The organism is Citrifermentans bremense R1 (assembly GCF_000426865.1).
GTDB lineage: Bacteria > Desulfobacterota > Desulfuromonadia > Geobacterales > Geobacteraceae > Geomonas > Geomonas bremensis.
In genome coordinates, this window is record NZ_AUGE01000007.1 from 114,389 (window position 1) to 141,381 (window position 26,993).

The following is a 26,993-nucleotide window of genomic DNA, read 5'->3' on the forward strand; positions in this document are numbered from 1 at the left end:
AGCCTTACCTTTCCCTTTGGTCGTTGTAGATTAAGCAGCCGGTTCGAGTCTTTCGCCCAAGCCGATGGAAGAGCCGAAAGAGTTGCGCTCGTTGGCGATCTTCTCCTGGAGCTTCATAAGGCCGTAGAGGAGTGCCTCCGGACGCGGCGGGCAGCCCGGGATGTAGACGTCGACCGGAAGCGCCTCGTCGATGCCCTGCACGACGGAGTAGGTGTCGAAGACGCCGCCGGAGCAGGCGCAGGCGCCCATGGCGACCACCCACTTCGGTTCGGGCATCTGCTCATACACCGTTTTGATGACCGGAAGCATCTTCTTGGTCACGGTGCCGGCGATGATGATGCAGTCTGCCTGGCGGGGTGAGGCGCGGAAGATGATACCGAAACGGTCCAGGTCATGCTTGGCCGCACCGGTCGCCATCATCTCGATCGCGCAGCAGGCAAGACCAAAGGTCATCGGCCAGATGGAGGACTTCCTGGCCCAGTTGACCAGGCTGTCGAGGGAAGTCGTGATGATATTTTCGCCAAGCGGCTGATCTACTCCCATTCCAGTGCTCCTTTTTTCCAAACGTATACGTATCCTACGAAGAGGATGACTATGAAGACCCCCATCTCGATGAGGCCGAACATGCCGAGCCTCTTGAAGAGGACTGCCCAGGGGTACAAGAAGACCGCCTCGATGTCGAACAGGATGAAGAGCATCGCGATCAGGTAGAACTTGATCGAGAAACGCTCCCTTGCGCTGCCGACAGGCTCGCAACCGCACTCGTAAGGTGCAAGCTTCACGGTGGACGGTTTCTTCTGGCCGATCAGGGTGGAGAAGACCACCGAGCCCAGGCCGAACAACACCGCTATGACAACCAGCACCAAGATTGGCAGATAAGCACCAAGCATCCCTATCCTCCCGTACTCCTAAGGTTTGTTATTTTGTTGCATGCACGCGGAAAAGCCGTATACTGCACACTCCTTGAGCGTCAAACCCCAAACTTTTTGTAACTTGCGAAAGGAGACGGCGTCAAAAAGGTATACTGTATACAACATCGGGTCAGAAAATTATTTCATTTCCCCCACTTTGTCAAGCACAAATTATCTTGAAATCTTTGCCTCATTCCGCAGAAACCGTATACTTTCCCGCGCACATGACTCATTAGGAAGCCTCCCTTTCGACGCTAATCGAGAACCTCCCTCCCAAAACTTTTTAATTTCTTGACAGATAAGCCGGGCGCGTGCTACCAAACAGCCCATTATTTGTCAATTAACAGCGAGTTAGGAGAATCAGCCCATGCAAAACAGCCGCTCGACCAAACTCTTTCAGCAGGCGCTTCAGTCCATCCCCGGCGGCGTCAACAGCCCGGTGCGCGCCTTCAGGTCCGTTGGCTCCGATCCGCTCTTCATCAAAAAGGCCGCAGGCCCCCGCATCTATGATGAAGACGGCAACGCCTTCATCGACTACGTTGGCTCCTGGGGCCCGATGATCCTGGGGCACTGCCACCCGCAGGTGGTTGCCGCCATCAAGGCCGCCGTCGACAACGGCGCCAGCTTCGGCGCACCGACCGAGCTCGAGATCACCCTGGCCGAGATGGTGATCGACGCGGTCCCCTCCATCGAGATGGTGCGCATGGTGAGCTCCGGTACCGAGGCGACCATGAGCGCCATCCGGCTCGCCCGCGGCTACACCGGTCGCGACAACATCCTGAAGTTCTCCGGCTGCTACCACGGCCACTCCGATGCGCTTTTGGTCAAAGCCGGATCCGGCGCCGCCACCTTCGGCGTGCCCGACTCTCCCGGCGTTCCCGCCGACCTCGCCAAGCACACGCTGACCGCGATCTACAACGACCTGGACTCGGTCCGGGCGCTGGTGGCGGCCAACAAGGGGAGCATCGCCTGCATCATCGTGGAACCTGTGGCTGGCAACATGGGGACCGTCCCCCCCAAGGAAGGATTCCTGGAAGGGCTTAGGAGCATCTGCAGCGAGGAAGGGATCGTACTGATCTTCGACGAGGTGATGTCCGGCTTCAGGGTTGCCTACGGCGGCGTTCAGGAACTCTATGGCGTGACCCCCGACATGACCACCCTGGGCAAGATCATCGGCGGCGGGTTGCCGGTGGGGGCGTTCGGCGGGAAAAAAGAAATCATGTCGCTTCTTTCACCGGCAGGTGGAGTCTATCAGGCCGGAACCCTCTCTGGCAACCCCCTGGCCATGACCGCCGGCATCGAGACCTTGAAGCTCCTCAAACAGCCCGGGTTCTACCAGAAGCTGGAAGAAAAGAGCGCCTTCGTGGCGGAGGGGATCGCCAAGGCCGCCAAGGACGCCGGCTTCCCGATCTACTCCACCCGGGTAGGCTCGATGTTCTGCGCCTTTTTCTCCAAGGATCCGGTCTACGACTGGGACAGCGCCGCCAAGTGCGACACCAAGGCCTTCGCCGCCTACTTCAAGGCGATGCTGAATGAAGGCATTTACCTCGCGCCTTCGCAGTTCGAGACCGCTTTCGTCGGCATCTCCCACAGCACTGAGGATCTGGAGCAGACCATCGCAGCCGCCGCCAAGTGTTTCAAGGCGCTGTAGCGGGAATTGGCATTAGCACTGGCCCAGGGGATGCGACAGCATAGGCTCCCCTCACCGCGCTAATGCGCCCCGTTCCGCCTCAGATTGTTTATTAATTAAGAAGGGCGCCCAGCTTGGCTGCGGCGCCCTTGTTTTTTGCCTCTTCCGCTCTTTCATCACCCGGTCATGATCCTTTTCCTGAGTGAAAGCATCTCGAAGCTCAACTCTGCCATCACGGCGACCCGTTGCAGCTCGAAGACCCCACCGCCGAGTCTCCCCCTCTGATCGCTGGCGCAGATAACCCCCACCACATGCCCGCCAAGCGCCACGGGCACCAGCAGTGCCGCCCCGGGCACCGCCCCCCCCATCGCACTTAGCAACACCCCATCGCCCTGGTCCGGCCCTAGCTCCCCTAGAAAGAGCCGTCTTTCCTCCACCACCCGTTTCACCTGCCTCATTTCCGCCACCGCCGCGGCAAAATACGGGAAGCCTTTCACGGGTGCACCGGCATCAACTGCCTGGACCCCGTGCGCGCACCCCCCTTTCAGCCTCAGGAAGGCACCCCGGTCGAATTCCCCCGCCAAATAGGACAGTACTCCCTGGACAACCTCGGATTCGCCAACGGCTTTTGCCAGCCGCTGGGACAGATCCTCCAGGCTGACCCGCTCCGAAAAATGGCGAACGGCGCCGCCATCCCAGGCGGGGTCCGCACTCCCCCTCTCGGCGAGGGTGGCGGCGAAGCGGCTCCTAGCACCTCCCTCAACAGGGATGTAGCGCATGGGGCGCTTCACTCCGAAGATACGCTCCAACGCGATGCTCAGCCGGAGTTCGGAGCAGACCCTTGGGATGATGACCATCCCGGTAACGAAAGCGATGTCTTCGAGCGCCTTGAAATCCGAAGGCTTCGTCATGGCCACGGTGAGCCGCTTGCCGTCCAGGGCGAGGGGGAGCACACGATAGCGCTGCACCAGCTCAAGCGGGAACATCCTCACTAGGGATTCCGGAATGGAGCCGAGTTCGGAGGGGTGGGCGCAGGGTACGCCGAGCTGTTCGCTCAATACGTGCGCCAATTCTTCCTCTTCGACGAACCCCATCTCCACGAGATTTGTCCCGAGCCTGCCGCCATAGATGGACTGCGCGTTAAGAACCTGCTCCAGTTGGTCCTCGGTCAGGGTTCCAACTTTCAGCAACATCTCGCCAAGCCGTGCCGACATGTGACACCCCCTCGGTGAAGAAGAGTTTTAAAGGAATGGAAACAGCCGCAAAGCGGGCCCAATGCCAAATTAAACAATTCACATATTCTACCCAGCGAGCCCCCAGCCGCAACCGCATAAGCGTCACCCAGACGGGCTCAGGCGCTGGCCACCTCCCCTGTCGCAGCGAAACCACGATAGTGTCCTAGGCGTCAGGGCGGCTACCTGCAAAGCTGGTAAAATGAGCCGCAGCGCCCGAGGGAAGCGAGCAGACAGGGCGTGACACCGCGATAAATCATTATTTTTGTTGACTGGATAAACAGGAATTTATTGACATTGCCACCGCTACCGTGCTATTTAGCCTTGGTTTTCCTACCCGCAGTTTGTATACGGGAAAGAGAGCGACGACATGGATGAAGACAAGAAGGACCTGCTTAGAACGCTCGGGATGGTCTCCACGATGGGAATTTCCTTCGCGGTCGCCATCATCATCGGCGTGTTCGCCGGACTGAAACTGGACGAGTGGTTCGGGACCAAGCCCTGGTTTTTCTACATTTTCCTTTTCTTCGGTATTGCGGCAGGTTTCCGCAACATTTTCATACTAGCGGGAAAAGAACTGCGCGATGACCGGGACGAGACTAAACGAAAGTAACCTCTTCGCCTGGCTGGTCGGGGGAAGCCTTGTGGTGAGCGCCGTTGCGGGTGCTGGCTGCGCGCTTTTAATCTCCGGCAAGTTCGGCGGGTCCCTCTTCATCGGGGGGGTGCTCGCCACGGCCAACTTCCTCTGGATGAGAAGAGGAGTGGAAGCGGCGCTTCAGCTGCAACCCAGGAATGCCTCGCGCTTCGCCGTGCTGCGTTACCTGTTGAGACTAGCCGTGATGGCGGTCTTGCTGTATCTGCTGATCGTTCGGCTCGGGGTCGACATCTTCGCCCTGCTGATCGGACTGTCGGTCCTGGTCCTGAACATAACGGTATTTTCAATATATTTGTCCACCCGTAAAGGAGGCTAGCAGCAATGGTTCATCCGTATCTATTCCTCAATTTTTTCCGCGAGTTGCTTCATCCCCTCGGTTTTTCCGAGGCTGGAGCCGACGCCGTCGTCTATACCTGGCTGATCATGATCGGCCTGGTGGTCCTCTCCATCGCTGCCACCAAGCGGCTGCAGGCCGTTCCGTCCGGTCTCCAGAACTTCATGGAAGTCATCGTCGGGGGCATTGAGAACATGCTGGTGGAGACCATGGGCGAGCACGGCAAGCCGTTCTTCCCGCTGGTCGCAACCCTGGCGCTCTTCATCCTGGTGTCGAACCTGATCGGCATGATCCCGGGCTTCTTCCCGCCGACCGCCAACATCAACACCACTGCCGCCTGCGCGGTCGTTGTGTTCGTCACCACCCACATCGTCGGCGTCAAGCACCACGGCGCCGGCTACATCAAGCACTTTCTGGGCCCCATCGCCTGGCTCGCTCCGATGATGTTCTTCATCGAGGTGATCGGCCACCTGAGCCGCGTGATCTCCCTGACGCTGCGTCTCTTCGGTAACATGAACGGCCACGAGCTGGTCCTTATCATCTTCTTCGGCCTGGCTCCGTTCATAGTGCCCCTGCCGATGATGCTGATGGGCGTCCTGGTCTCCTTCATCCAGGCCTTCGTCTTCATGCTGCTGGCGATGATCTACATCCAAGGCTCGCTGGAGCACGCGCACTAAGAGGCAGATAAAGATAAAGATTGAGATTAAGAACACCCTCGATCTTTGTCCGGTTTCCTCAATCTTAGTCTTAATCTCAATCTGATTTTTAATTCCTATACTGTTTAGGAAAAATTCGCAGCAAAGGAGAAACAAATGGAATTCTTTACTATGTGTGTACTCGCAGCAGGCATCGGCATGGCTCTCGGCACCCTCGGCACCGGCATCGGTCAGGGTCTCGCAGTTAAGAGCGCAGTTGAAGGCACCTCCCGTAACCCCGGCGCATCCGGCAAGATCCTCACCACCATGATGATCGGTCTGGCGATGATCGAGTCCCTCGCTATCTACGCCCTGGTTGTCTGCCTCATCATCCTCTTCGCTAACCCCTACAAGGACATCGCCCTCGAACTGGCGAAATCCGTAGCGAAGTAATTTCTTCTTCGAAGAGACAAAAAGGGCGTGCCGCAAGGCGCGCCCTTTTTTGTTGCCCTCCACCTTCGCTGAAGCTGCCTCGGACAAAAACCTGCCTGACCTCTGCCCGCCCCTGCGCCTTGACTTTTTCCGACCCGTGTGGAATATTCCAAACCATGAAAATTCTTGCCGACATGCACACGCACACGCTCGCCTCAGGCCACGCCTACTCCACCATAAACGAACTCGCCCAGGCCGCTGCTCAGGCAGGTCTGCAGGGGCTGGCCATTACTGACCACGGCCCAAGCCTTCCGGGAGGGCCGCACCGCTACCACTTCAACGCCCTGCGCTTCGTACCGCAACGGATAGGCGGGGTCCGCATCCTCCGCGGGGTCGAGGCCAATATCATGGACCACCAGGGGACGCTCGATCTCGATCAGCCCCTCCTGGAAGAGCTCGATTTCGTCATGGCCGGATTCCACGAGGACTGCGGCATCTGCGGACAGGACATAGACCGCAACACCCGCACGCTTCTGGCGGTGATGGAAAACCCCCGGGTCAAATGCATCTCCCATCCGGGGAACCCCGTCTTCCCTCTGCGCTACGAAGAGATAGTAATGGGCGCGCTGGCCACCAGCACTGCCCTGGAGATCAACAATTCGTCACTGATGTCGGTGAGCCGCAAAGGGAGCGTCGGGAACTGCAGCGAGATCGCCAGGCTTTGCGCGCAGCTCGGAGCCCCCATCATGGTGGGTAGCGATGCCCATATCGCTCAGGGCGTCGGCATCTTCGGCGATGCGCTTAAACTGATAGCGGACGCAGGGGTGGCTGAGGGGCAGATAATCAACGCCTCCTGGCAGAGGCTTCTGGACTTCCTGCAGATCGAGGAATAGCCGTCCGAGGGTATATTCAAGCAATCACATAGAAAAAGGCTTTCCGGTAACTCGCCGGAAAGCCTTTTCTGCTGCTGTCTCTTATCCCCTTCTTCCCTGAGGATGATTCAATTTCTGCTTCAGCGCCCTTTGCCCGACATGGAGGCCGCAAGGACCGCGAGGCCGGCGAAAAGAAGGGGGATGCCGCAAAGCGCCAGCGGGGTGAGCCGTTCACCGAGGAACAGGATGCCCAGAAGCGCCGCTACCAGCGGCTCCGCCAGCGAAAGGGTCACAGCTGACGCCACCGGCACGCTGCGCAGCCCCCTGGCGAAGAGCCAGTAGGAGAGCGCGGTGACCACGACGCCAAGATAAACCACCACCGCCATGCCGCTTGGCTGTGCCAGCCATTTGAGGTTGGATATGAAGAGCAGCGGCGACAGCAAAAGCGCCCCTAGGGAGAAGACCACCGCCATGACCGCCTCAGAGCTCCGCCCCGGAAGCAGCACCTTGATCGACATGGTGTAGCAGGCATAGGACAGACCCGCCCCCAATGCGAGCAGGATCCCCACTACGTCGACGGCGATCGCCCCCCCTCCCCCCACCAGCAGGCCGCAACCTGCGATGGCTAAAAGGGTCGCCACCCCCCAGGCCCTGCCCGGTCTCTCTCCCCTGAAGACCAGTCCCAGCAATCCCGCGAGGACCGGGGAACTCCCGATCGCCACCAGGGTGCCGACCGCGACACCGGTCCTGCTCACCGCGGTGAAGAAGCTCAATTGATACGAGGCGACGAAGGCGCCGGCAAGGAAGGTGGCGCGAAAAGGCCAGCGGCCCGCACCGAGCCCCCCTCGCAGAAAAGCCAGCAGCATCAAGGCAGCGCCACCTACAAGAAGGCGCAGCGCGCCCAAGCTCCACGGGCTCACCCCTTCGGGCGCCAGCGCCTGGGAGGTACCTGAGGTTCCCCAAAGAACGCCTGCCGCTAAAACCAGCAAGGCACCGGCGCGAACGCCACCGGCTGACGACTCGGCCGCTTTGGTGGGCGCCGCTGTTTCTGGTCCTGTTTCCATAGTCACCTTATTACGGTGGAACTCCGAGAGGAACTGGGTGTCTAGGTGTCACCCGAGAGGTTGTCAGAGGTTCTCTCAGATTTTCTCTGTGGCCAACGGCGTTGGTTTAGCTATGCTCGCGGGTGGCGTGGAAGGTGAGATCCTTCCAGTTGTCCATGGTGTTGTCTAGGCGCCACTGGCTCCCCGCAAGGTAAGCGAGGTTCCCTTCGCCGTCCTGATAGAGGCTCAGCGCCTCCTTCTTCTGGAACTCGTCAAGCTTCTTCCTCTCGCCGGTGACCCAGCGCGCGGTGACGTAGGAGACCGGCTCGTAGACAGCCTTGACGCCGTACTCGTGCTCCAACCGATGCATGACGACATCGAACTGCAGCATCCCTACCGCGCCGACGATCCAGTCCGCGCCCATGAGAGGCCGGAACACCTGGGTCGTCCCCTCCTCCGCCAGTTGCACCAGCCCTTTTTCCAGCGACTTCGACTTGAGCGGGTTAAGGATGCGCACCTTCCTGAAGTGTTCGGGGGCGAAATTCGGGATGCCTGTGTACTTAAGCTCCTCCCCCTGGGTGAAGGTGTCGCCTATCTTTATGGTGCCGTGGTTGTGGATCCCTATGATGTCGCCGGCGTAGGCCTCGTCGACGTTGGTGCGGTCCTGCGCCATGAATATGGTCGCATTGGAGATCTGTACCTCGCGCCCGAGCCTTAAGTGCTTCACCTTCATGCCGCGCACGAACTTGCCGGAACAGATCCTGAAGAAGGCGATGCGGTCGCGGTGCGCCGGGTCCATGTTCGCCTGGATCTTGAAGGTGAACCCGGTGAACGGCTCCTCGTAGGGGGAGACGGTGCGGGAGGTCGCTTCGCGCGGCAACGGCGAGGGGGCGTTCTCCACGAAGGAGTCGAGCAGCTGCTGCACCCCGAAGGTGTTGATGGCAGAGCCGAAGAACACCGGGGTCTGCTTGCCGGCCAGGTAGGCTTCGGCGTCGAAGGGGTGCGCCGCGCCCTCGAGCAGTTCCACGTCGTTGCGCAGCTCCTCGACCTGGCTCCCCAAGAGCTCGTCGAGCAGCGGGTCGTCAAGTCCCTTCACGGTGACCACCTGCCCCACGCCGCGATCGGCCTCAGGGTCGAAGAAGGTGATTTCCTTAGTGTATAGATGGTAGGTGCCGCGAAAGCGTTTCCCCATCCCTATGGGCCAAGTCATCGGCGCGCACTGGATGTTGAGCGTGCTTTCGATGTCGTCCAGAAGGTCCAGCGGCTCGCGCCCCTCGCGGTCCAGCTTGTTGATGAAGGTCATGATGGGGGTGTGGCGCAGCCGGCAGACTTCGAGGAGTTTCTTGGTCTGGCTTTCCACCCCCTTCACGGAATCTATCACCATGAGCACGGAGTCCACGGCGGTAAGGGTCCGGTAAGTGTCTTCGGAAAAGTCGTTGTGGCCCGGGGTATCCAGCAGGTTGATCTCGAAATCGCGGTAGGTGAACTTCATCACCGAGGAGGTTACAGAAATGCCGCGCTGCTTCTCCATCTCCATCCAGTCACTGGTGGCATGGCGCGCCGATTTCCTTGCCCGCACCTCGCCCGCCTGCTGAATCGCCCCGCCAAAGAGAAGCAATTTCTCCGTTATGGTGGTTTTACCGGCGTCAGGGTGGCTGATGATAGCGAAGGTGCGACGCCTTTGTATCTCTTGCTCGTTGTACAGCATCTACTGGGACTCCCGTTTAAAATGTTCTGGACAAAAGAAAGGCGAAGAGGGTATCTTCGCCGGACTGACAGGGTATCATAATTGCACAGCCGTTACCCAAAGGGCAATAATTATTTTCTAGGCGGAACGATGAACGACATATACCAGAGGTTGAAAATTGCTGGGGCGGCGCAGGACAGCGCCGATATCATCGCCACCCTTGCAGCCATAGAGAAAGGAACGCTAAAAAACGACTTGAGGCTGCTCAACTTCTACCGCGAGGTCCCGGTCAGCTACGGCGCCGAGGTAATGAACGTAGAAAAGGATTACGCGGAACTGCAGGTGCACCAGGTGCAGGCCGTCGTGATCTCCCAAGACAAGCTGACCGTACTCAAAAGCAGCCATTTCCCCAAGGACGTTGTCGCTGCCGTTACCTACGTCAACGTCGAGAAGTCCCGGGTAGTGCTCTCCAAATTCAGCTACGGCGTGGTCCGGGCCGACCGCAGAATGTCGGTACGGGTCGAGATGGGGGGTGCGGTCAAGGTCACCTTCGCCGGGCAGGAAGAAAAAGTTGACGGAACCCTCCATGACATGTCTTTGACGGGGATGTCAATTAAAGTACCGCACGACCCCATGTTCCCCGTGAGCGAGAAGGGTGAACTGACCATCACTCTCCCCGGCGGGACCATCAAGGTTCCCGCCTCGCTGTTGAAGGTGATTTACAACGACGACGGGTGCCGACTCGTCTTCGAGATCGAGCCCTCACGTCCCGCCGAAGTTAGCATCTCGCAGTACATCTTTCAGCGCCAGGTCGAGATCATCAAGGAACTGAAGGAACATCCGGCCATAGGCGGGTAAGCCGTGCTTTTCGACAGCCACTGCCACCTGGACGACCCGCGGCTCCTCCCCCACCTGGAGAGGCTCCTCCCGGAGGCAGAGGCGGCAGGGGTCACCGGGTTCCTCGTCCCAGGCGTCGCGCCTCAGGGATGGAACCGGATCAGGGCACTATCCGCAGCATATCCCCAGGTCTTCCCCGCCTACGGCGTGCACCCCATGCACGCAGAACTACTCACCCCTCAGGCAGTGTCGGATTTATGCCAGCTTGCGACCGGCGCCTGCGCCATAGGCGAAATAGGCCTCGACTACCTCCTCCCCTCCCCCTCGCGGCAGGTCCAGCAGCAGGCCTTCAGGGTGCAGTTGCGCGTCGCCGCTGAAGCCCGGCTGCCGGTACTGCTTCATTGCCGCAAGGCGTTCGAGGACCTTTTGGCTATCGTCAGGGAAGAGGGGATTTGCGGCGGCGTCATGCACGCCTTCTCCGGCAGCCTCGATAGCGCCCGCAGCTGCCTGCGCCTCGGCCTGCACATATCCCTTGCCGGGAGTGTCACCTACGCCAACGCTCGGCGGCCGTTGGAGGTCGCCGCCGGGATACCGCTGGAACGCCTGCTTTTGGAGACCGACGCCCCCGACCTGGCTCCGGAGCCCCACAGGGGAAGCGTCAACCTTCCGTCCTATCTCCTGGAGACGGCTACCAGGGTGGCGCGCATCAAGGGTTTGCCCCTCGAGGAACTGGGTCGTACCACCACCGGGAACGCAGCCCGCCTCTTCCGGCTCCAAGGGAACGCTCCCCTGCTAAGCCATTGAATTAATAAGTATTAATGTTCAAATTACTCTCATTGACCTTGACATGCTCTCCGCTATACTCATTGCCAAGCAGTCCCACTGAAGCCTACGGAGGTGCAGCCATGTTCAAGGAGTACACACTGCAGGAGGCGCTGAAGCTCGCTATCAAAACCGAAAAGGGGAGCATGGATTTCTACCGGAAGGCGGCTTCCATTTCAAAGGACGAGAGTTCCAAAAAGGTATTTACCTTGCTGGCCGGCGAAGAGGCAGGACACCTGAAGGCATTCTTCGACCATTACAAAGGGGGAGACCTGGGCGACCTGGACAGCTTCATGGCGTCCCCCCCGGACAGGCAATCCGCCACGCACCAGGCGCTGGAGCAATCCATCGCCGAGGGAGCCGGAGAGCAGAAGGCGCTGGAGATTGCGCTCAAGGAGGAGAAATCCTGCGTCGACTTCTACACCATCTTGGTCAAAGACATCGTCGACCCCTTGGTGCGCCGGGTCTTCGAGACGGTGATCCGCGAGACCCAGGGGCACCACGACATGATCGAGGACGAGTACATGCGGATCATGACCATGGTGCACAGCTCTGATCAGAACATCTACGTCAGGGAGTAGGGGCGACTTGGTCGCCGAGGGTCACCGACCTGTGGACCTGATGGACGGAATGGACACCATGGACATGGTGGACACGGAGAGGTTCCCCAAAAAACAAAAAGCCTTCGCACCAAACGGTGCGGAGGCTTTTTTATGGTCGAACTCAGTCTTAACCTCAATCTCAGTCTTAATCTGCCTCTAAGCGATGTACTGGGTAAAGTAACCTTTCACTTTCGCCAGATACTGCCTGGTTTCCCTGGGAAGCGTGTCGACGCCGTGGCGGTCGACGTTCCCCGGGCCCCAGTTGTACGCTGCCAAGGCCTCGTCCAAATTCCCGTTGTAGCGCCGCAACATATCCTTCAGGAACCTGGTCCCTGCCATGACGTTTTGCTCCGGGTCAAAAGAGTCGCTCACGCCGAGCCCCCTGGCGGTGGCCGGCATCAACTGCATCAGCCCCTGGGCACCAGCAGAGGAGACCGCGTTCGGGTTGAAATTACTCTCGGCCTTGATCACGGCCCGGATTAGGCCGCTGTCGATTCCGTAGCGCTGAGATGCCTTGTCGATGATGGCGTCCAAGCTGCTGCCGCCGGCACTGCTTCCTGCTTCTGGAAGCTTGCCCGCCTCGAAATGGGCTTGCTGCGCCTGGAACGCCGCCTCTGGACCTTGCCCGTCTGCCGCCCCGGGCGCTGGAACCTGGGCGCCGGCGTGCCCCTTGGGAAGCTGCTCCATGAAGCGGCTCAACACCCCCTGCAAGTTGAGCTGCCTCGGGGCGGCCGCCTGGTCTGGGTCCGCACCGATGGCAAGTGCCGAACTGAGCATCTTCAGGCGCAAAAGCTCGGCCGCCGCCTCGGGCGGGACCTCACCTTCGCTCCCCTTCTGCGCCAGGTACTCCTCGAAACGAGCAGTGCTGGTTTCGGACGCGGCTGCTACCTTCCTGGCCGCGGTAACGTCGGGCGCTGTGGCTACCGGATTTATCGACATGAACCTGCTCCCTGTTACGGGGTGGCTGATCCCTCCCCGTAGACGAGTTTCTTTTTCTTCAACTTCTCTATCAGCGTGGTCCGCTTCAGGTTGAGGAGCTCAGCCGCTTCCTTCTTGTTGCCGCCGCTTTTCTCCAACGCCTGGAGGATCAGACGGTTCTCGAATTCCTCTACGGCACTGTTGAGGCAGAAACCGTCGTCGGGAAGGGTCATCGGCTCGCCATGCAGCACTGTAGTGGTCCGGCCGCCGCGGTACTTCTCCGGAAGGTCGTGGATGCTGATGACGCCGGTTGTTTTGATGATCACCAGCCGCTCGACGAGGTTCTCCAGCTCCCGCACGTTGCCGGGCCAGTCGTAGTTGCTGAGTGTCTCCATCACCTGCTTGTCAAAACCCTGAACCTTGCGCTGCTTGCTCCGGTTGAACTTCTCCAGGAAGCTGTTCAGAAGCAGCGGCACGTCGGAACCCCGCTCCCGCAAAGGGGGGAGCATGATCGGAATCACGGAGAGGCGGTAGTATAGATCCTCCCTGAACTCCTTGGACGCCACCATGTGGTCCAGATTCTGGTTGGTGGCGGCGATGATCCTCACGTCGACCTTCTTGGAACGGGTCGACCCTACCGGCTCAAGCTCGCGGCTTTGCAGCACGCGCAAAAGCTTCACCTGCAGGTTCGCCTTCATGTCGCCGATCTCGTCCAGGAACAGCGTCCCCTTGTCCGCCATCTCGAAGCGGCCGATGCGCGAGGCGACGGCGCCGGTGAAGGAGCCCTTCACGTGGCCGAAGAGTTCGCTCTCCAAAAGCTCATCGGGAATGGCCGCACAGTTGAGCGCCACGAAGTTCTTGTCCGAGCGGTTGGAGAGGTCGTGGATGGCCCGGGCCACCAGCTCCTTCCCTGTACCGGACTCCCCCTGGATCAGCACGGTGGAATCGGAAGTGGCGACCTTCTCTATCATCTCGAAGAGCGAGAGCATCTTTTCGCTCTCCCCGATGATGTTGTTCAAGAGGGCCCTGTTCTTTATGCACGGTTTGGACCGAAAACTCTTGCTCTGCAGAGCCTGGTGCTCGAGACCTCTCTTCACGTGGGTCTCCAGCTCCTCCAGGTTGAACGGCTTTTCCAGATAGAAAAAAGCCCCTGCCTTCAGGAGATTGGCGGTCATCTCGAAGTTGGCAAAGGCGCTGTAGGCTATGGTGACTATGTCCGGGCGTATCGACTTTAGTTGCTTGATGAACTCCAGTCCGTTGACCCGAGGCATCATGATGTCGGTTATCACCATCTGGACTTCGTGGAGTTCGATCTTTTGCAGGGCGTCCTGCCCATCGAAGGCTTGGTAGACCTGGTACCCCTTGTAGCTCAGGAAGGCGGCTACGAAGTCGCGGGTCTTCTTGTCGTCGTCTGCGATCAGTATTTTCGGCGTTTCCATCGTTTCCCCGATTTCGGTTAAAGTTGCTCAGAATCAAGCCGATACAAAAACGGTGTTGATCGGAACTATAGCGGGATATTTCCCCAATGTCAATTAAATGACTTGCCGGCAACGGCCTCCGGTGTCAATTATTTGCACTTGACCCCGCAGGTGCGCCTTCCTCAGTCGCTCACCGCCCCGAAGCCCCTGTTTGTGCGGGGGAGGCGGCAGCAGCGCAAGAGAGAAAAAAATATTCAACCTTTGGTTCAGGTTACCGAATAGGAAACTAATGCGGCGGGAGCCCGGCTTCCGCCGCCTATGATTTCACCGCACAGGGAGGGTCCATGGAGACCGCACTCACGAAGGTTAAAAGCGAGGAATACGGGGGTGAGCTGATCCAGTTGGTGAGCTTCAACCTCGAAAAAGAGGAGTACGGCATAAACGTCCTGATGGTGCGGGAGATCATACGCATGCTGAACATCACCCGCGTCCCCAACACCCCGCACTACGTGGAAGGGGTGATCAACCTGCGCGGCAAGGTGATCCCTATCATCAACCTGCGCAAGAAGTTCGACCTGGTGGACTCGGAATACGACAAAAGAACCCGGATCATGGTCATGGAGGTGGTCGGCGAGCTGATGGGATTCATCGTCGACGAGGTCTCCGAGGTGATCCGCATCTCCGAAAAGGAGATCCAGCCCCCGCCCCCGGCGGTTTCCAGCGGCATAGAGCAGGAATGCATGGCCGGGGTCATCAACCAGGCCGACCGGCTCCTCGTTCTGCTCGACCTGGAGCGTATGTTCTCCGCCGACGAGCGCAGGCTGTTCAGCAACGTAGGTTAAGGTACCAACGGGGGAAAACTCTTCCCCCTTCCCGGAGCGCATCATGGCTATAGACTGCGAAGATCAGGAGCTACTGGAAGGTTTTCTGGCGGAAACCACCGAACTCCTGGAAAAACTAGACGACGACCTGATCACCTTGGAGAAGAGCCCGGACGACGCCGAGCTGATGAATCGCATCTTCCGCTCTATCCACACGGTCAAAGGGGCCTCCAGCTTCCTCGGGTTCGACATGCTGGTCAAAGTGACTCACAAGACCGAGGATGTGCTGAACCGCCTGAGAAAGGGGGAGCTCTTCCTCAACCCTGAGATCATGGACGTGATCCTGGAGGCGGTCGACCTGGTGAAGACACTGGTGGCCGACATCAAGGGGGGGGATATCGTCGAGAGGGACCTCGAGGGGACCATCTCCAAGCTGATTCCGTTTCTCTCCGAGAACGCGACCGAAGCTACGGTGCTCGCCCCTACCTCAGCTCCCAAGGAGGAGAAGGTCGCGACGCCTCCTTCCCCCCCCGAGCCCGCCGCGGATGCAGCGGCGAAAGCAGCCGGTGAGAAGGAGAGCGCACCCGCCGATACCGGCGCGCCCAAGGCGGCAGCAGCGGCGCCGGCGACGCAGCCCAAGCCCCAGCCGGTCAAAGAGCCGCAAAAGCCTGCCCCCAAAGGGGAGGAACTGGCCGACAACTCCACCGTGCGCGTCGATGTGAAGCGCCTGGACGACCTGATGAACCAGGTCGGCGAACTGGTGCTCGAGCGCAACCGGATGATCCAGCTGCACAGCGACTACCAGACTGGTCTCGACCCCACCGGCTTCGGCGACGACTTCGGCAAACTCTCCAAGCGGCTCAACTTCGTCACCTCCGAGCTGCAGATGCAGGTCCTCAAGATGCGGATGCTGCCGGTGGAGAAGGTCTTCAAGAAGTTCCCGCGCATCGTCAGGAACCTGGCGCGCGACCTCGGCAAGGAAGTGGACCTGGTCATCATCGGCGAGGAGACTGAACTCGACCGCTCCGTCGTCGACGAAATCGGCGACCCCTTGATCCACCTGATCCGCAACGCCCTGGACCACGGACTGGAAACCCCGGACCAACGTCTTGCCTCCGGCAAGGACCGCACCGGCACCGTGGTCCTCTCCGCCGCCCACGAGGGGAACCAGATCGTCATCAGCATCAAGGACGACGGCCGAGGCATAGACCCCGAGCGGATCTCGAAGAAGGCGCTGGAGAAGGGGCTCGTCACCGAGGAACAGCTCGCTTCCATGGGGAACCGCGAGATCCTCGACCTCCTCTTCCTCCCGGGCTTCTCGACCAAGGAGCAAACCACCGACCTCTCCGGCCGCGGCGTCGGCATGGACGTGGTGCGCACCAACATCCGGAAGTTAAACGGCATCATCGAGATCAAGAACGACGTCGGGCACGGCACCGAGTTCACACTGAAGCTCCCGCTTACCCTGGCCATCATCCAGTCCCTGCTGGTGGAGGTGGAGAAGGAAGTCTATTCCATACCGCTTGCGTCGGTCATCGAGACCATGCGGGTGAGCAAGAACGAGTTCCACATGATCGGCGGACAGGAAGTGCTCAAACTGAGGGACTCGGTGCTCCCGCTCCTGCGGCTGCAACAGACCTTCAGCTGCCAGGAGGTCTACACCGATCGCGACACCTGCTACGTGGTCATAGTCGGCGTAGCCGAGAAGCGCATCGGCCTCATCGTCACCAGACTCCTGGGGCAGCAGGAGGTCGCCATCAAGTCGCTGGGCAAGTTCCTGGCCAATCTACCTGGCATCGGCGGTTCAACCATCATGGGCGACGGGCGGGTGGCACTGATCGTGGATCCGATTGGTCTGATCGGGGGCGGGGCAGCCTGAGGGGAAGATAATGGCATTGGACATGAAACCATTCGACGCGAAAGCGGCCCCGAAGATCAACGAAAAGGACTTCGAGCAGCTTCGGGACTATATATATAACGTCTGCGGCATCTACTTCCACAGCAGCAAGAAGTACTTCCTTGAAAGCCGGCTGGCCCGGAGGATGGAAGCTACCGGCTGCAAGAGCCACGGCGATTACTACCAGTACGTGCGCGGCGCCGCTACCGGCAGGACCGAGCTCACCAAGCTTTTGGACGAGATCACCACCAACGAGACCTGCTTCTTCAGGAACATGCCGCAGCTGACCGCGCTGGAGAACAAGTTTCTACCGGAGATCGTCGCGGCCAAGGGAAAGATCGGCTTCAAAAAGCTCCGCATCTGGAGCGCCGGCTCCTCCTCGGGGGAAGAGGCCTACACCATGGCCATGATCTTCCTGGAGAAAAGGGCCACGCTGCTCAAGGACTGGATCATCGAGATCGTAGGCACCGACATCAACGAGACGGTGCTGGCCCAGGCCAAGGAAGGGGTTTACAACAGCTACTCGGTGCGCAACACCCCCGACTTTTACCTGAAGAAGTACTTCAAGGAGGAGGCGCCCGGAAAGTTCCTGCTCTCCCCAGAGGTGAAAAAGCTCGCCACCTTCAGCCAGCTGAACCTTTACGACGACAACAAGATGCTCTTCATGAAGAGCTTCGATTTCATATTCTGCGCCAACGTGCTGATCTACTTCGACACCTCGTCCAAGAGCAAGGTGGTCCAGCATTTCTACAACAACCTGCAGCCTTACGGGTATTTTTTCGTGGGGCAGTCCGAGTCGCTGCACGGGGTGAACGATAAATTCAAGACCGTACACTTCCCCGGCGGGTTCACCTATAACAAGTGAGGATGAGTATGGAAAGAGCAGCCATGATGCAGACTGCTGAAGAGATGGTGGCGAGCTTCGTCGACCTCCCCACCATTCCGCAGGTAGCCACCCGGGTCATCGAACTCCTCGACCGCCCCGGGGTAGAACTGGACGAGGTGGCCGACATGATCCTGGCCGACCAGGTCCTCGCGGCCCGCGTCATCAAGATGGTCAACTCGCCGCTCTACAAGCCGGCGCACGAAATAAAGTCCGTTAAAAGGGCCCTGATCTATCTGGGTTTCCGTCACATCCGCGAGCTTGCCTTCACCTGCTCCTTCGTCGACGTCTTCGAGGGGCGAGACGGCGTCTTCGACATCAAGAGCTTCTGGGAGCACTCCTTCGGCGTCGGGGTGGTGTCGAAGATCATCGCGCAGCGGGTGCGCTATCCCGACACGGAGAAGGCCTATCTTGTCGGTATCGTGCACGACATAGGCGAGGTGTTCCTCTCCTACTACCGCCAGGACGCCTTCCGCGCCCTGCTCGATTCGGTGCAGGGGCAGTCGTTCCGCCTGGTGGAGAAGGAGGCCGAGTTCCTGGGGACTTCCCACAACGAGGTCGGCCTCTGCATCGCCAAGAAATGGAACTTCCCCGCGGATTACCGCGAGGTGATCGCATTGCACCACGCCCCCGAGGAGGCTGTCATCGATCCCACCCTTTGCGCCATAGTGAACCTGGCAGACCTCTTCTGCTCGGTACGTCAACTCGACTACGGCGGGACCTCGTGGGTTTCCTTCAACCTCGCGGATGAAAAAGCCTGGGCCATACTCAAGGGTTACGCCCCACACCTGGCAGACCTCGATGTCGAGCGTTTCTGCTACGAACTGGACGACCGGGTTCCCGAGATTCAGGACATGGTGAAATCGATCTTCCAGGGGATAGGAGCTTAGGAGCTATCATGATTCCCGACGGCCGGAACAAATTTAGGGTACTAATCGTCGACGACTCCTCCTTCATGCGCATGGCGATCCGCGGCATTCTCGCCAAGGCGCCGGGGATAGAAGTGGTCGGAATCGCTGCGGACGGGTTGGAAGGGGTGGACAAGGCGCTGGCGCTGAAGCCCGACCTGATCACCATGGACGTGGAGATGCCCCGCATGGACGGCATCGCCGCCCTGAAACAGATCATGGCCAAGCAGCCGACCCGGGTGCTTATGGTCTCAACGCTCACCAGCGAGGGGGCGCGCGCCACCTTCGAGGCACTGGAGGCAGGCGCCATCGACTACGTCCCCAAGAACGTGAGCGACTGCAAGGATGCCCAGGCCGTCTTCCAGGCGGCGCTACTCGCCAAGGTTCAGGAGGCTGCCCTTTCCGCCCCCCCGAAAAAAGCCGGGATAGGCGCAACTGCCCCGAGATTGGTGCAGCCGCCCCAGGTCCGCCCTTCCCACTTTGCGAACCGCCGCATCGGATGTGTCGGCATCGGCGCCTCCACCGGCGGCCCGGTCGCACTCCAGGAGGTGCTCTCGCGCGTACCGGTCAACTTCCCGCACGGCATCGTGGTCGCCATCCACATGCCCAAGGCCTTCACCGGCCCCTATGCGGACAGGCTGAATGCGAAGTGCTCCCTTTCCATCAAGGAGGCGGCCAACGGCGACGTGGTGAAGGGGGGCGAGGTGTTGATCGCGCCGGGAGGGCAGCACACCACCTTGGTGCGCCAAGGGAGCAACATCGTGGTACGCATCGCTCCCAGCGCCGATTTCCCGCAGTACGTCTATATTCCCAGCGTGGACCAGATGCTGACCTCGCTCTGCGACGCCAGCAACGGCTCCATGCTGGGGGTGATACTGACCGGAATGGGGAACGACGGGTTCAAGGGGATGAAGCACCTGAAGGAGAAAGGAGGCCTTACCCTGGTGCAGAACGAGGCGACCTCCACCATCTACGGCATGCCGCGGGCCTGCATCGAGGGGAGGGTCGCCGACCTGGTGCTGCCGTTGGACCAGATCGGGTTCGAGATAGGAAAGATGATCAGCTGAGGGCGGCGCCTAGCGCCGCCCGCGCACCAAGAGGCCGCGCTCCGCTGCCTCCACCCTGCAGCGCGAGAAACCCTCGCGCTTCAAGCGGAACAGGATGAAAGGGGCAGCCGGCGCCAGGCACTCCGGAAAGAAGAGCCGCAACTCCCCCCCCTCGTCAAGGAAACGCCCCATCCCCCCTCTGATCTGCAGCGGTTCGCACTCCCGCGCTTCCCCCGCAGCTCCCGGTTCCGCCGCCCCCCCCCGCGACGGAAGCAGCGCCAGAAAGGCCAGTTGCAGCGTGCGCCAGATGCGCAGCGGCAGCAGCCGCAGGCGCCCCGCTAAGGGCGCGTCCAGCCTGGCACGGATCTCTTCGAGTTTCACATCTCCCTCCTTCGCTATCAAAACCAGCGGATCAGCTGGCGATCCATCTCGATCTGGTGCGGGTGCTTCCCCAGGAAGTCCATGCCGAGCAGACCGTCGTGCACCCCGCCGCCGCTGAACGGTATCACCTCCAACTCCATCGAGGGGTGGGCGAAGGGGCCCACCGTCAGAAGATCCACCTTGCCGATCCGAGACCTGACCAGCCTGCCATCTGCAACCTCGGCCACAGAGGTTCGGACGGATCGCAGATCGATCGGGAGCCTCCTTAAAACCTCCTCGTGCACCACGCTCCTGGTGGCGCCGGTATCCACAACCAGTTGAACCGTTACCGATACACCACCCTGTTTCAGAGTTACCGGAACCAGCAATTGTCCGCTCACCATGCGGATGGGGGTCACCTGTTCCCCGCGGGTAGGTGGCGCCGGCGCGGGAGCCGGTGTCACCTTCTGAACCACCGGTTCGCTCTGCTCGGTCGGTAGAGGCGCATCAGCGCTTCGCTGCGGCGCCGGGGTTGGCGGCTTGTCAGGCGCCACGGCAGGGGCCGGGCTTATGAGTGCAGCGGCGGGGCTCGGTTTACCCGCTCCGGCTCGGGTGGGGCTCCCATAATCTAAGAGGTAGCAGGCAATGCTGCCGACCGTACAGACGGCTGCGCACCAAGCTGCAATCCGCCTGGCCCCACCTGCCTTCTCCCTGGCCACCGTCCTCGACTTGGCAACCAGTTCCTGGGCGTACACCGAAAGTTTCTTCTTCAAGAGGGGGTCGGCACACCCTTCCGCCAGCTCGGATAAGACGGCGATGCCCCACTCCCCTCCCCCCCGTACCAGCGGAATGGCGATGGAGCTCACCAGGTCCAGGACCGCATCGCGCGCCCGCTGGTACTCCTGCGATTTCCTCGGCATGCCGAGGTCCGCGAGCACAGTGCGGCTCACCTCGTAGAGCGCCGCTATCAGAAGCGCCTCTCGCGCCAGCGGATCCACCGTCTCCTGCAACTCCAGCGCAACCCTTTCCTTCATCTTGGCACACAGGCGATCCATGAATGCACCCCCAAGACAGCTGATGCGAAGGTACTAACAGCGCGTTCCGCGGGTCAGAGATGGTTGCTGGGACAGGGCCTTCCCGGCCGCGAGATCAGTCAGCAGCACTCTCCAGCTCCGCGCCGGCAAGACTCATGCCGGCCGCTAGCCGCAGCACGTATACGAGGGTGACGCAGGCAGCCCCCCAGGTCACCAGCAGTATTCCCCACCAAATCCCGGGGAGCCCGAACCCCAAGAACACCGCAAGGAGGTAGAACACCGGAAGGGGGAAAACGATCTGCCTCATCAACCCGATCATCAGGGCAAACCCAGGCCTCTTCAACCCCTGCAACACGGCGACGCAGGTGTAGAGGATGACGTAAGCGACGAAGACGAAAGCCTCGATCCTGAGATAGCCGACCCCTATTTCCACCACCTTGGGGTCGTTACTGAAAAGCCCCATCAACGGACGGGCCGCCAGGAATACGACAACCGTTCCCGCCCCCATGAACGCCACCCCGACCCGGAGCGCAGTCTTGATGGTCTGCACCACCCGCTCCAGTTGCCGCGCCCCGCTGTTCTGGGCCACCAGGGCGAGCGTCGCCACGTTCATTCCCATCACAGGAAGGAGAGCGATCTGCTCGATCCGCGCCCCGATGCCGTATGCCGCCACAGCCTCGCTCCCGAAGCGCCCGACGAACCAGGTGATCAGGAAGATGCCGCTCGCGACGGTCATCATGGTGAGGCTGGAGGGAAACCCCTGGCGGGCCAGTTGGGAGTAGGCGTGCCGACGGGGGACCAGCTCCCTCCAGCGGAACCCATCCAGCATCCCCGACTGCCTGACTCTCATGGCGAGATAAATGTTTCCCACCCCCTGAACCAGCACGGTGGCCCAGGCTATGCCGGAGAGCCCCAGCGCCGGCACCCCGAGTCCTCCATATAGAAACCAGGGGTCGAAAATCATGTTTAGGAAGAAGCCGACGACGAGGAAGTTGCGGAAGCTGCGGCTGTCGCCGGTCGCGTTCAAGATGGAGTTCAAGACGTAGTTGATCAGGAAGAAAATGCTCCCGGTGAAGATGGTGTCCATGTACTGCAGCGCGAACTGAAGCACTGGGCCTTTGGCGCCCAGGAGCTGGAAGAGCAGCGGAGCGGCCGAAAAGCCGACCGCTGCAACCAGAAAGCCGTGCACGATGCCAAAGGAGATGGTCTGCCCCGCCAGGTGCCTCGCCTCTTCGGCGTTGCCCGCCCCGAGCTCGTGACCTACGAGCGCGGTGGCTCCGGTGGAGATCCCGGCGCCGATGGCGATGATGAGGAAGAAGATGGGGAAAGATAAGGAAAGTGCGGCGAGCGCCTCGGTGGAGACCCTCCCGCCGTAGAAGGTATCGACCACGTTGAACATGGTGTTGAAGAAATAGCCGACGCTGGTGGGAACGGCCAGTTTCCTGATCAACCCCGGGATCGGTTGGTGCAGCAGCTCGTGACCGTGGTTCATGGAGCCCTCGACGAAAAAGGTGCGGACACCCGCCTTGGTGCAGGGAAAGCCGGTGGAGGCGCGGCTTCTGGGGAGAAAGAATAAATAGCTTACACGCTCTCCGGATAAAAAAAAAGAGCGGCAGGCCGCTCTTTTTAATGCATGGTAATCGTAAACGCTTAGCGTCTGGCCGCCTTGCCGGCGACCTGGACCCTGATCAGCGCGCGCTCGAGCGCGGCTTCGTAGATCCGGAAGTTCTTGTCCTCCGGGGTCAGGCCCTTTAGTTCGGTCTCGGCGCGGCCCAGGGCGGCCTTGGCGCGCTCCAGGTCGATCTCGTCCGCCTTCTCGGCGGTCTCCACCAGCACCGTAACGGTGTCGTTCTCGACCTCGAAGTAGCCCCAGTTCAGCGCCATGTGGTGCGACACACCGTCCTTTCTGTAGGCCAGCTCGCCGATCTTCAGCGAGGTGAGGAAGGGAGCGTGGCCCGGCAGAACGCCGAATTCTCCGAGGGCACCGGTAGCGGTGATCTCGTCGACCTCTTCGGAGAGGACCTTCTTGTACGGAGTTACCAGTTCAACCTTCAGTTTTTCAGCCATATAAACCTCTTGAGGCTAAGGCGTGATGAAGAGGGGGACAGGCACCAGCGGAGCCAGTCCCCCTTACCTCAAGCCTTTTGCCGTGACCAGATTAATTACACCGCGAGCTTCTGGGCCTTCTCGATAGCTTCCTCGATGGTGCCGACCATGTAGAAGGCCTGCTCGGGGAGGTCGTCGTGCTTGCCGGCGATGATCTCGGAGAAGCCCTTGATGGTGTCCTTCAGTTCGACGTATTTGCCGGGGGAGCCGGTGAAGGCTTCCGCGACGTGGAACGGCTGGGAGAGGAACTTCTGGATCTTCCTGGCACGGGCAACAACCAGCTTGTCCTCCTCGGAGAGCTCGTCCATACCGAGAATCGCGATGATGTCCTGGAGATCCTTGTACTTCTGCAGCACGTACTGAACCTGACGCGCGATGGCGTAGTGCTCGTCGCCGATTACCTGCGGATCGAGGATCCTGGAGGTGGAGTCGAGCGGGTCCACTGCCGGGTAGATGCCGAGCTCGGCGATCTGACGGGAGAGAACGGTGGTCGCGTCCAAGTGGGCGAAGGCGGTAGCCGGAGCCGGGTCGGTCAAGTCGTCGGCCGGAACGTAGATCGCCTGGACCGAGGTGATGGAACCCTTGTTGGTCGAGGTGATGCGCTCCTGCAGCTCGCCCATCTCGGTTGCCAGGGTCGGCTGGTAACCGACGGCGGAGGGGATACGGCCGAGGAGTGCGGAAACCTCGGAACCCGCCTGGGTGAAGCGGAAGATGTTGTCAACGAAGAGGAGCACGTCCTGGCCTTCCTCGTCGCGGAAGTACTCTGCGATGGAGAGCGCGGAGAGAGCGACGCGGGCACGCGCCCCCGGGGGCTCGTTCATCTGGCCGTACACGAGTGCAGCCTTGTCGAGAACGCCGGACTCCTTCATCTCCATCCAGAGGTCGTTCCCTTCGCGGGTACGCTCGCCGACGCCGGCGAAGACGGAGAAGCCGCCGTGCTGCTTGGCGATGTTGTTGATCAGCTCCATGATGAGAACGGTCTTGCCGACGCCTGCGCCGCCGAAGAGGCCGATCTTGCCCCCCCTGGCGTACGGTGCGAGGAGGTCGACGACCTTGATCCCGGTGGTGAACGCCTCGACCTTGGTCGACTGGTTCACGAAGAGCGGGGCTTCGCGGTGGATGCCGTACTCTTTCTCGTTGCCGATCGGGCCCATCTCGTCAACCGGCTCGCCGATGACGTTCAGGATGCGGCCCAGGGTCTTCTTGCCGACCGGTACCGAGATCTGCTTGCCCATGTCTTTAACCTGCTGGCCACGAACCAGACCGTCGGTGGAGTCCATTGCGATGGTCCTGACCGCGTTCTCGCCCAAGTGCTGTGCGACTTCCAGAACAAGGTTGAACTCCTGATCGTCGATCGCAGGGTTGGTGACCCTGAGAGCTTGATAGATCGGGGGAAGCTTGCCCGGCTCGAATTCGACGTCGATAACTGCGCCGATGACCTGCGATATTTTTCCGAAGTTCTGACTCATGTAACCTCTTCCTCCTGCGGCCCGCAGGGCCACATATGTTTATAAGTGTTAACCCTTTATCGATTCAGAGCCGGAGATGATTTCCATCAGCTCCGTGGTAATGGCGGCCTGGCGCGCCCTGTTGTAGATCAGGGTCAGCTTGCCGATCATCTCCGTGGCGTTCTTGGAGGCGCTGTCCATGGCGGTCATCCTGGCGCCGTGCTCGGAGGCGACGGATTCGAGGAGCGACTTGAACACCTGCACCTCGATGTGCTTGGGGAGCAGTTCGTCGAGAAGCGCAGCCTTGGACGGCTCGTAGATGTACTCGGTCCCTACCTCGTCGGTGTCGGTGGTTTTCGCCGTCACCGGGAGGAGCTGCTCCAGGGTGATGTCCTGGGTCATGACGCTTTTGAAGGCGTTGTATATGACGTAGACCTCGTCGTACTCTTCAGCCAGGTACCCTTCCACCAGTTCCGCCGCGATGAGCGCCGCCGTGTGGTAGGAGAGGGTGGAGAAGATGTTGCCGTGATGTTTCCTGACCGTGTGGCGGTTACGCAGGAACTCGTACCCCTTGCGGCCGATGGTCATCAGGGACAGCTCCGAGAAATCCCCCTTGCGCTCGTTGATGAAGCGCTCGGCGGCCTTGGACAGGTTGGCGTTGAAGCCGCCGCAAAGGCCCCTGTCCGAGGTGACCACCACCAAGAGCGCCCGACGCGTGTCGCGCTTCACCATGAGCGGGCTTGCGTCCGACTCCTGGGTCTTGGCCAGCCGCTCCAGCACCTCCGCGAGCTTCCCCGCGTAGGGTCGCGCAGCCACAACGTTTTCCTGGGCGCGACGCAGCTTGGCGGCAGAGACCATCTTCATGGCCTTGGTGATCTGCCTGGTATTTTTTACGGATACGATCCGTTTCTTGATGCTCTTGAGGTTTGCCATTCGCTAAGTCCGTCCTTGGTTTAGGCAGTAAATTCCTTCTTGAACTCTTCGAGGGAAGCGATGATCTCGCCCTTCATGGCGTCGTCGATCGCTTTCTTGTCGCGCAGTTCGCCCAGGAGAGTCGCCTTCCTGGAGTCGAAGAATGCGTAGAGTTCGGTCTCGTAGCGGCCGAGGGAGCCGATCGGGTAGTCGTCGACGAAGCCGTTGTTGGCCGCGAAGATGATCAGGACCTGCTTCTCGTTCGGGATCGGACGGTACTGCGGCTGCTTCAGGATCTCGACCAAGCGTGCGCCGCGGGCGAGCTGCATCTGGGTAGCCTTGTCCAGATCGGAACCGAACTGGGCGAAAGCCGCCATCTCGCGGTACTGGGCGAGGGCCAGACGCAGGGTACCTGCAACCTGCTTCATCGCCTTAACCTGCGCCGAGCCGCCGACGCGGGAAACGGAGAGGCCGACGTTGATGGCGGGACGTACGCCGGAGTAGAACAGGTCGCTCTCCAGGTAGATCTGGCCGTCGGTGATCGAGATCACGTTGGTCGGGATGTACGCGGAAACGTCGCCCGCCTGGGTCTCGATGACCGGCAGTGCGGTCAGGGAGCCTGCGCCGCAGTCGTCGGAAACCTTGCAGGCACGCTCGAGGAGACGGCTGTGCAGGTAGAAGACGTCGCCCGGGTAAGCTTCGCGCCCCGGCGGACGGCGAAGGAGCAGCGAAAGCTGGCGGTAAGCGACGGCCTGCTTGGAGAGGTCATCGTAGATGATGAGTGCGTGCTTGCCGGAATCGCGGAAGAACTCGCCCATGGTGACGCCGGTGTACGGTGCGATGAACTGCAGCGGCGCCGGCTCGGAGGCGGTTGCGGCGACGACGATGGTGTAATCCATGGCGCCGTGCTCTTTCAGCTTGGAAACAACCTGGGCGACCGTGGAGCGCTTCTGGCCGATTGCGACGTAGATGCAGACCACGTCGCCGCCCTTCTGGTTGATGATGGTGTCGATCGCTACGGCGGTCTTGCCGGTCTGACGGTCGCCGATGATCAGCTCGCGCTGTCCGCGCCCGATCGGAACCATGGAGTCGATCGCCTTGAGGCCGGTCTGCATCGGCTGATGCACCGACTTACGCTTGACGATACCGGGGGCCTTCACTTCCACCTTGCCGAAGGTGTCGGTGCTGATCGCGCCGAGGCCGTCGATCGGGTTACCGATCGCGTCGACCACGCGGCCGATCAGGGCCGGGCCTACCGGAACCTCGACGATCTTGCCGGTCAGTTTGACCGAGTCGCCTTCCTTGATCTCGGAGAACTCGCCGAGGATCGCCGCGCCGACGTTGTCTTCCTCGAGGTTCAGAACCATGCCGGTGATGCCGCCGGGGAACTCGAGGAGCTCGCCTGCCATCGCCTTGTCAAGACCGTGGATACGTGCGATACCGTCACCGATGGAGATAATGGTCCCCGTTTCGGCAACAGCTACTTCAGTGCCGTAGTCCTTGATCTGCTTCCTGATAATCTCGCTGATTTCTTCCGCTTTGATTTCCAT

At 60.5% G+C, this 26,993-nt stretch carries 28 protein-coding genes; 14 read left to right on the forward strand and 14 right to left on the reverse strand.

Annotation, left to right across the window (positions count from 1 at the left end):
* Window positions 1–30 precede the first annotated feature (30 nt).
* Together K419_RS0107605 and K419_RS0107610 are read right to left on the reverse strand one after the other, a co-directional pair.
* Window positions 31–543 (reverse strand): NADH-quinone oxidoreductase subunit B, encoded by a 513-nt coding sequence (locus K419_RS0107605; RefSeq protein ID WP_026841068.1) that lies wholly within the window; start codon window positions 541–543, stop codon window positions 31–33.
* Window positions 534–890 carry an NADH-quinone oxidoreductase subunit A gene (locus K419_RS0107610; RefSeq protein ID WP_026841069.1) on the reverse strand — a complete coding sequence of 119 codons (357 nt, stop codon included), beginning with the start codon at window positions 888–890 and terminating at the stop codon, window positions 534–536. Before K419_RS0107610 ends, K419_RS0107605 begins: the two co-directional genes overlap by 10 nt.
* 388 nt (window positions 891–1,278) lie before the next feature.
* Between K419_RS0107610 and hemL the strand changes: the two genes are divergently transcribed.
* Window positions 1,279–2,562, forward strand: coding sequence for a glutamate-1-semialdehyde 2,1-aminomutase (gene hemL, locus K419_RS0107615; RefSeq protein WP_026841070.1), 1,284 nt, complete (start codon window positions 1,279–1,281; stop codon window positions 2,560–2,562).
* A gap of 155 nt (window positions 2,563–2,717) precedes the next feature.
* Here hemL and K419_RS0107620 read toward each other — a convergent pair whose 3' ends face one another.
* The gene (locus K419_RS0107620; protein ID WP_026841071.1) at window positions 2,718–3,755 is read right to left on the reverse strand and encodes a GspE/PulE/PilB domain-containing protein; all 1,038 of its coding nucleotides are present in this window, start codon (window positions 3,753–3,755) and stop codon (window positions 2,718–2,720) included.
* A gap of 388 nt (window positions 3,756–4,143) precedes the next feature.
* On the opposite strand from K419_RS0107620, the gene K419_RS0107625 reads away from it, so the two are divergent.
* From K419_RS0107625 to K419_RS0107645, 5 genes are all read left to right on the forward strand, one after another.
* Complete coding sequence (locus K419_RS0107625; RefSeq protein ID WP_015839204.1) at window positions 4,144–4,386, forward strand: AtpZ/AtpI family protein; 243 nt, start codon at window positions 4,144–4,146, stop codon at window positions 4,384–4,386.
* The gene (locus K419_RS0107630; protein WP_026841072.1) at window positions 4,358–4,744 is read left to right on the forward strand and encodes an ATP synthase subunit I; all 387 of its coding nucleotides are present in this window, start codon (window positions 4,358–4,360) and stop codon (window positions 4,742–4,744) included. Before K419_RS0107625 ends, K419_RS0107630 begins: the two co-directional genes overlap by 29 nt.
* A 5-nt stretch (window positions 4,745–4,749) precedes the next feature.
* Complete coding sequence (atpB, locus tag K419_RS0107635; protein ID WP_026841073.1) at window positions 4,750–5,439, forward strand: F0F1 ATP synthase subunit A; 690 nt, start codon at window positions 4,750–4,752, stop codon at window positions 5,437–5,439.
* 135 nt (window positions 5,440–5,574) lie between these two features.
* A complete protein-coding gene (gene atpE / locus K419_RS0107640; protein WP_012532358.1) occupies window positions 5,575–5,850 on the forward strand; it encodes an ATP synthase F0 subunit C in 276 nt (91 codons plus the stop codon).
* A gap of 155 nt (window positions 5,851–6,005) precedes the next feature.
* Complete coding sequence (locus K419_RS0107645) at window positions 6,006–6,722, forward strand: phosphatase (protein WP_026841074.1); 717 nt, start codon at window positions 6,006–6,008, stop codon at window positions 6,720–6,722.
* A 119-nt stretch (window positions 6,723–6,841) separates the two neighbouring features.
* Here the strand turns inward: K419_RS0107645 and K419_RS0107650 are convergent, their stop codons facing one another.
* Together K419_RS0107650 and K419_RS0107655 are read right to left on the reverse strand one after the other, a co-directional pair.
* Window positions 6,842–7,765 carry a DMT family transporter gene (locus K419_RS0107650; RefSeq protein WP_026841075.1) on the reverse strand — a complete coding sequence of 308 codons (924 nt, stop codon included), beginning with the start codon at window positions 7,763–7,765 and terminating at the stop codon, window positions 6,842–6,844.
* Between the two features lie 106 nt (window positions 7,766–7,871).
* Window positions 7,872–9,452 (reverse strand): peptide chain release factor 3, encoded by a 1,581-nt coding sequence (locus K419_RS0107655; protein ID WP_026841076.1) that lies wholly within the window; start codon window positions 9,450–9,452, stop codon window positions 7,872–7,874.
* A gap of 129 nt (window positions 9,453–9,581) precedes the next feature.
* Here K419_RS0107655 and K419_RS0107660 point away from each other — a divergent pair, with 129 nt between their 5' ends.
* The 3 genes from K419_RS0107660 (at window position 9,582) to K419_RS0107670 (ending at window position 11,671) form a co-directional block, all read left to right on the forward strand.
* The gene (locus K419_RS0107660) at window positions 9,582–10,289 is read left to right on the forward strand and encodes a PilZ domain-containing protein (RefSeq protein ID WP_026841077.1); all 708 of its coding nucleotides are present in this window, start codon (window positions 9,582–9,584) and stop codon (window positions 10,287–10,289) included.
* A gap of 3 nt (window positions 10,290–10,292) precedes the next feature.
* The gene (locus K419_RS0107665; protein ID WP_026841078.1) at window positions 10,293–11,072 is read left to right on the forward strand and encodes a TatD family hydrolase; all 780 of its coding nucleotides are present in this window, start codon (window positions 10,293–10,295) and stop codon (window positions 11,070–11,072) included.
* 101 nt (window positions 11,073–11,173) lie between these two features.
* Window positions 11,174–11,671 carry a ferritin-like domain-containing protein gene (locus K419_RS0107670; RefSeq protein WP_026841079.1) on the forward strand — a complete coding sequence of 166 codons (498 nt, stop codon included), beginning with the start codon at window positions 11,174–11,176 and terminating at the stop codon, window positions 11,669–11,671.
* Window positions 11,672–11,848: 177 nt separating this feature from the next.
* Here K419_RS0107670 and K419_RS0107680 read toward each other — a convergent pair whose 3' ends face one another.
* Window positions 11,849–12,631, reverse strand: coding sequence for a lytic transglycosylase domain-containing protein (locus K419_RS0107680; RefSeq protein ID WP_026841080.1), 783 nt, complete (start codon window positions 12,629–12,631; stop codon window positions 11,849–11,851).
* A gap of 14 nt (window positions 12,632–12,645) precedes the next feature.
* Window positions 12,646–14,049 carry a sigma-54-dependent transcriptional regulator gene (locus tag K419_RS0107685; protein WP_026841081.1) on the reverse strand — a complete coding sequence of 468 codons (1,404 nt, stop codon included), beginning with the start codon at window positions 14,047–14,049 and terminating at the stop codon, window positions 12,646–12,648.
* Window positions 14,050–14,372: 323 nt separating this feature from the next.
* Here K419_RS0107685 and K419_RS0107690 point away from each other — a divergent pair, with 323 nt between their 5' ends.
* From K419_RS0107690 to K419_RS0107710, 5 genes are read left to right on the forward strand one after another with little or no spacing between them, the layout of a single operon-like run.
* A complete protein-coding gene (locus tag K419_RS0107690; protein WP_012532367.1) occupies window positions 14,373–14,870 on the forward strand; it encodes a chemotaxis protein CheW in 498 nt (165 codons plus the stop codon).
* A gap of 43 nt (window positions 14,871–14,913) precedes the next feature.
* Window positions 14,914–16,728, forward strand: coding sequence for a chemotaxis protein CheA (locus tag K419_RS0107695; protein ID WP_026841082.1), 1,815 nt, complete (start codon window positions 14,914–14,916; stop codon window positions 16,726–16,728).
* 10 nt (window positions 16,729–16,738) lie between these two features.
* Window positions 16,739–17,611: a CheR family methyltransferase gene (locus tag K419_RS0107700; RefSeq protein WP_035496998.1), complete on the forward strand. Its 873-nt coding sequence runs from the start codon at window positions 16,739–16,741 to the stop codon at window positions 17,609–17,611.
* 8 nt (window positions 17,612–17,619) lie between these two features.
* Window positions 17,620–18,519, forward strand: a complete 900-nt coding sequence (locus K419_RS0107705; protein ID WP_026841084.1) for an HDOD domain-containing protein — start codon at window positions 17,620–17,622, stop codon at window positions 18,517–18,519.
* Between the two features lie 8 nt (window positions 18,520–18,527).
* The gene (locus tag K419_RS0107710; protein WP_026841085.1) at window positions 18,528–19,604 is read left to right on the forward strand and encodes a protein-glutamate methylesterase/protein-glutamine glutaminase; all 1,077 of its coding nucleotides are present in this window, start codon (window positions 18,528–18,530) and stop codon (window positions 19,602–19,604) included.
* Window positions 19,605–19,613: 9 nt separating this feature from the next.
* Here K419_RS0107710 and K419_RS0107715 read toward each other — a convergent pair whose 3' ends face one another.
* From K419_RS0107715 to atpA, 7 genes are all read right to left on the reverse strand, one after another.
* Complete coding sequence (locus K419_RS0107715) at window positions 19,614–19,964, reverse strand: hypothetical protein (protein WP_026841086.1); 351 nt, start codon at window positions 19,962–19,964, stop codon at window positions 19,614–19,616.
* 17 nt (window positions 19,965–19,981) lie between these two features.
* Window positions 19,982–20,998 carry a retropepsin-like aspartic protease gene (locus tag K419_RS0107720; protein ID WP_026841087.1) on the reverse strand — a complete coding sequence of 339 codons (1,017 nt, stop codon included), beginning with the start codon at window positions 20,996–20,998 and terminating at the stop codon, window positions 19,982–19,984.
* A 94-nt stretch (window positions 20,999–21,092) separates the two neighbouring features.
* Window positions 21,093–22,469 (reverse strand): MATE family efflux transporter, encoded by a 1,377-nt coding sequence (locus tag K419_RS0107725; protein WP_026841088.1) that lies wholly within the window; start codon window positions 22,467–22,469, stop codon window positions 21,093–21,095.
* A gap of 158 nt (window positions 22,470–22,627) precedes the next feature.
* Window positions 22,628–23,044: a F0F1 ATP synthase subunit epsilon gene (locus tag K419_RS0107730; RefSeq protein ID WP_012532375.1), complete on the reverse strand. Its 417-nt coding sequence runs from the start codon at window positions 23,042–23,044 to the stop codon at window positions 22,628–22,630.
* Window positions 23,045–23,139: 95 nt separating this feature from the next.
* On the reverse strand, window positions 23,140–24,552 hold the full coding sequence (atpD, locus tag K419_RS0107735) for a F0F1 ATP synthase subunit beta (RefSeq protein WP_012532376.1): 1,413 nt from the start codon (window positions 24,550–24,552) through the stop codon (window positions 23,140–23,142).
* A 48-nt stretch (window positions 24,553–24,600) separates the two neighbouring features.
* Window positions 24,601–25,464 (reverse strand): ATP synthase F1 subunit gamma, encoded by an 864-nt coding sequence (gene atpG / locus K419_RS0107740; protein ID WP_026841089.1) that lies wholly within the window; start codon window positions 25,462–25,464, stop codon window positions 24,601–24,603.
* 20 nt (window positions 25,465–25,484) lie between these two features.
* Window positions 25,485–26,993, reverse strand: a complete 1,509-nt coding sequence (gene atpA, locus K419_RS0107745; protein WP_026841090.1) for a F0F1 ATP synthase subunit alpha — start codon at window positions 26,991–26,993, stop codon at window positions 25,485–25,487.

What these genes read in the sequence shown, in the direction of transcription:
- K419_RS0107730 (WP_012532375.1), bottom strand. Translation starts at nt 23,044, where the DNA reads ATGGCTGAAAAACTGAAGGTTGAACTGGTAACTCCGTACAAGAAGGTC.
- K419_RS0107670 (WP_026841079.1), top strand. Translation starts at nt 11,174, where the DNA reads ATGTTCAAGGAGTACACACTGCAGGAGGCGCTGAAGCTCGCTATCAAA.
- K419_RS0107695 (WP_026841082.1), top strand. Translation starts at nt 14,914, where the DNA reads ATGGCTATAGACTGCGAAGATCAGGAGCTACTGGAAGGTTTTCTGGCG.
- K419_RS0107685 (WP_026841081.1), bottom strand. Translation starts at nt 14,049, where the DNA reads ATGGAAACGCCGAAAATACTGATCGCAGACGACGACAAGAAGACCCGC.
- K419_RS0107660 (WP_026841077.1), top strand. Translation starts at nt 9,582, where the DNA reads ATGAACGACATATACCAGAGGTTGAAAATTGCTGGGGCGGCGCAGGAC.
- K419_RS0107705 (WP_026841084.1), top strand. Translation starts at nt 17,620, where the DNA reads ATGGAAAGAGCAGCCATGATGCAGACTGCTGAAGAGATGGTGGCGAGC.
- K419_RS0107680 (WP_026841080.1), bottom strand. Translation starts at nt 12,631, where the DNA reads ATGTCGATAAATCCGGTAGCCACAGCGCCCGACGTTACCGCGGCCAGG.
- K419_RS0107630 (WP_026841072.1), top strand. Translation starts at nt 4,358, where the DNA reads ATGACCGGGACGAGACTAAACGAAAGTAACCTCTTCGCCTGGCTGGTC.
- K419_RS0107700 (WP_035496998.1), top strand. Translation starts at nt 16,739, where the DNA reads ATGGCATTGGACATGAAACCATTCGACGCGAAAGCGGCCCCGAAGATC.
- atpE (WP_012532358.1), top strand. Translation starts at nt 5,575, where the DNA reads ATGGAATTCTTTACTATGTGTGTACTCGCAGCAGGCATCGGCATGGCT.
- atpA (WP_026841090.1), bottom strand. Translation starts at nt 26,993, where the DNA reads ATGGAAATCAAAGCGGAAGAAATCAGCGAGATTATCAGGAAGCAGATC.
- K419_RS0107605 (WP_026841068.1), bottom strand. Translation starts at nt 543, where the DNA reads ATGGGAGTAGATCAGCCGCTTGGCGAAAATATCATCACGACTTCCCTC.
- K419_RS0107610 (WP_026841069.1), bottom strand. Translation starts at nt 890, where the DNA reads ATGCTTGGTGCTTATCTGCCAATCTTGGTGCTGGTTGTCATAGCGGTG.
- K419_RS0107690 (WP_012532367.1), top strand. Translation starts at nt 14,373, where the DNA reads ATGGAGACCGCACTCACGAAGGTTAAAAGCGAGGAATACGGGGGTGAG.
- hemL (WP_026841070.1), top strand. Translation starts at nt 1,279, where the DNA reads ATGCAAAACAGCCGCTCGACCAAACTCTTTCAGCAGGCGCTTCAGTCC.
- K419_RS0107725 (WP_026841088.1), bottom strand. Translation starts at nt 22,469, where the DNA reads ATGAACCACGGTCACGAGCTGCTGCACCAACCGATCCCGGGGTTGATC.
- K419_RS0107655 (WP_026841076.1), bottom strand. Translation starts at nt 9,452, where the DNA reads ATGCTGTACAACGAGCAAGAGATACAAAGGCGTCGCACCTTCGCTATC.
- K419_RS0107720 (WP_026841087.1), bottom strand. Translation starts at nt 20,998, where the DNA reads ATGGATCGCCTGTGTGCCAAGATGAAGGAAAGGGTTGCGCTGGAGTTG.
- atpG (WP_026841089.1), bottom strand. Translation starts at nt 25,464, where the DNA reads ATGGCAAACCTCAAGAGCATCAAGAAACGGATCGTATCCGTAAAAAAT.
- K419_RS0107710 (WP_026841085.1), top strand. Translation starts at nt 18,528, where the DNA reads ATGATTCCCGACGGCCGGAACAAATTTAGGGTACTAATCGTCGACGAC.
- K419_RS0107645 (WP_026841074.1), top strand. Translation starts at nt 6,006, where the DNA reads ATGAAAATTCTTGCCGACATGCACACGCACACGCTCGCCTCAGGCCAC.
- atpD (WP_012532376.1), bottom strand. Translation starts at nt 24,552, where the DNA reads ATGAGTCAGAACTTCGGAAAAATATCGCAGGTCATCGGCGCAGTTATC.
- atpB (WP_026841073.1), top strand. Translation starts at nt 4,750, where the DNA reads ATGGTTCATCCGTATCTATTCCTCAATTTTTTCCGCGAGTTGCTTCAT.
- K419_RS0107625 (WP_015839204.1), top strand. Translation starts at nt 4,144, where the DNA reads ATGGATGAAGACAAGAAGGACCTGCTTAGAACGCTCGGGATGGTCTCC.
- K419_RS0107650 (WP_026841075.1), bottom strand. Translation starts at nt 7,765, where the DNA reads ATGGAAACAGGACCAGAAACAGCGGCGCCCACCAAAGCGGCCGAGTCG.
- K419_RS0107620 (WP_026841071.1), bottom strand. Translation starts at nt 3,755, where the DNA reads ATGTCGGCACGGCTTGGCGAGATGTTGCTGAAAGTTGGAACCCTGACC.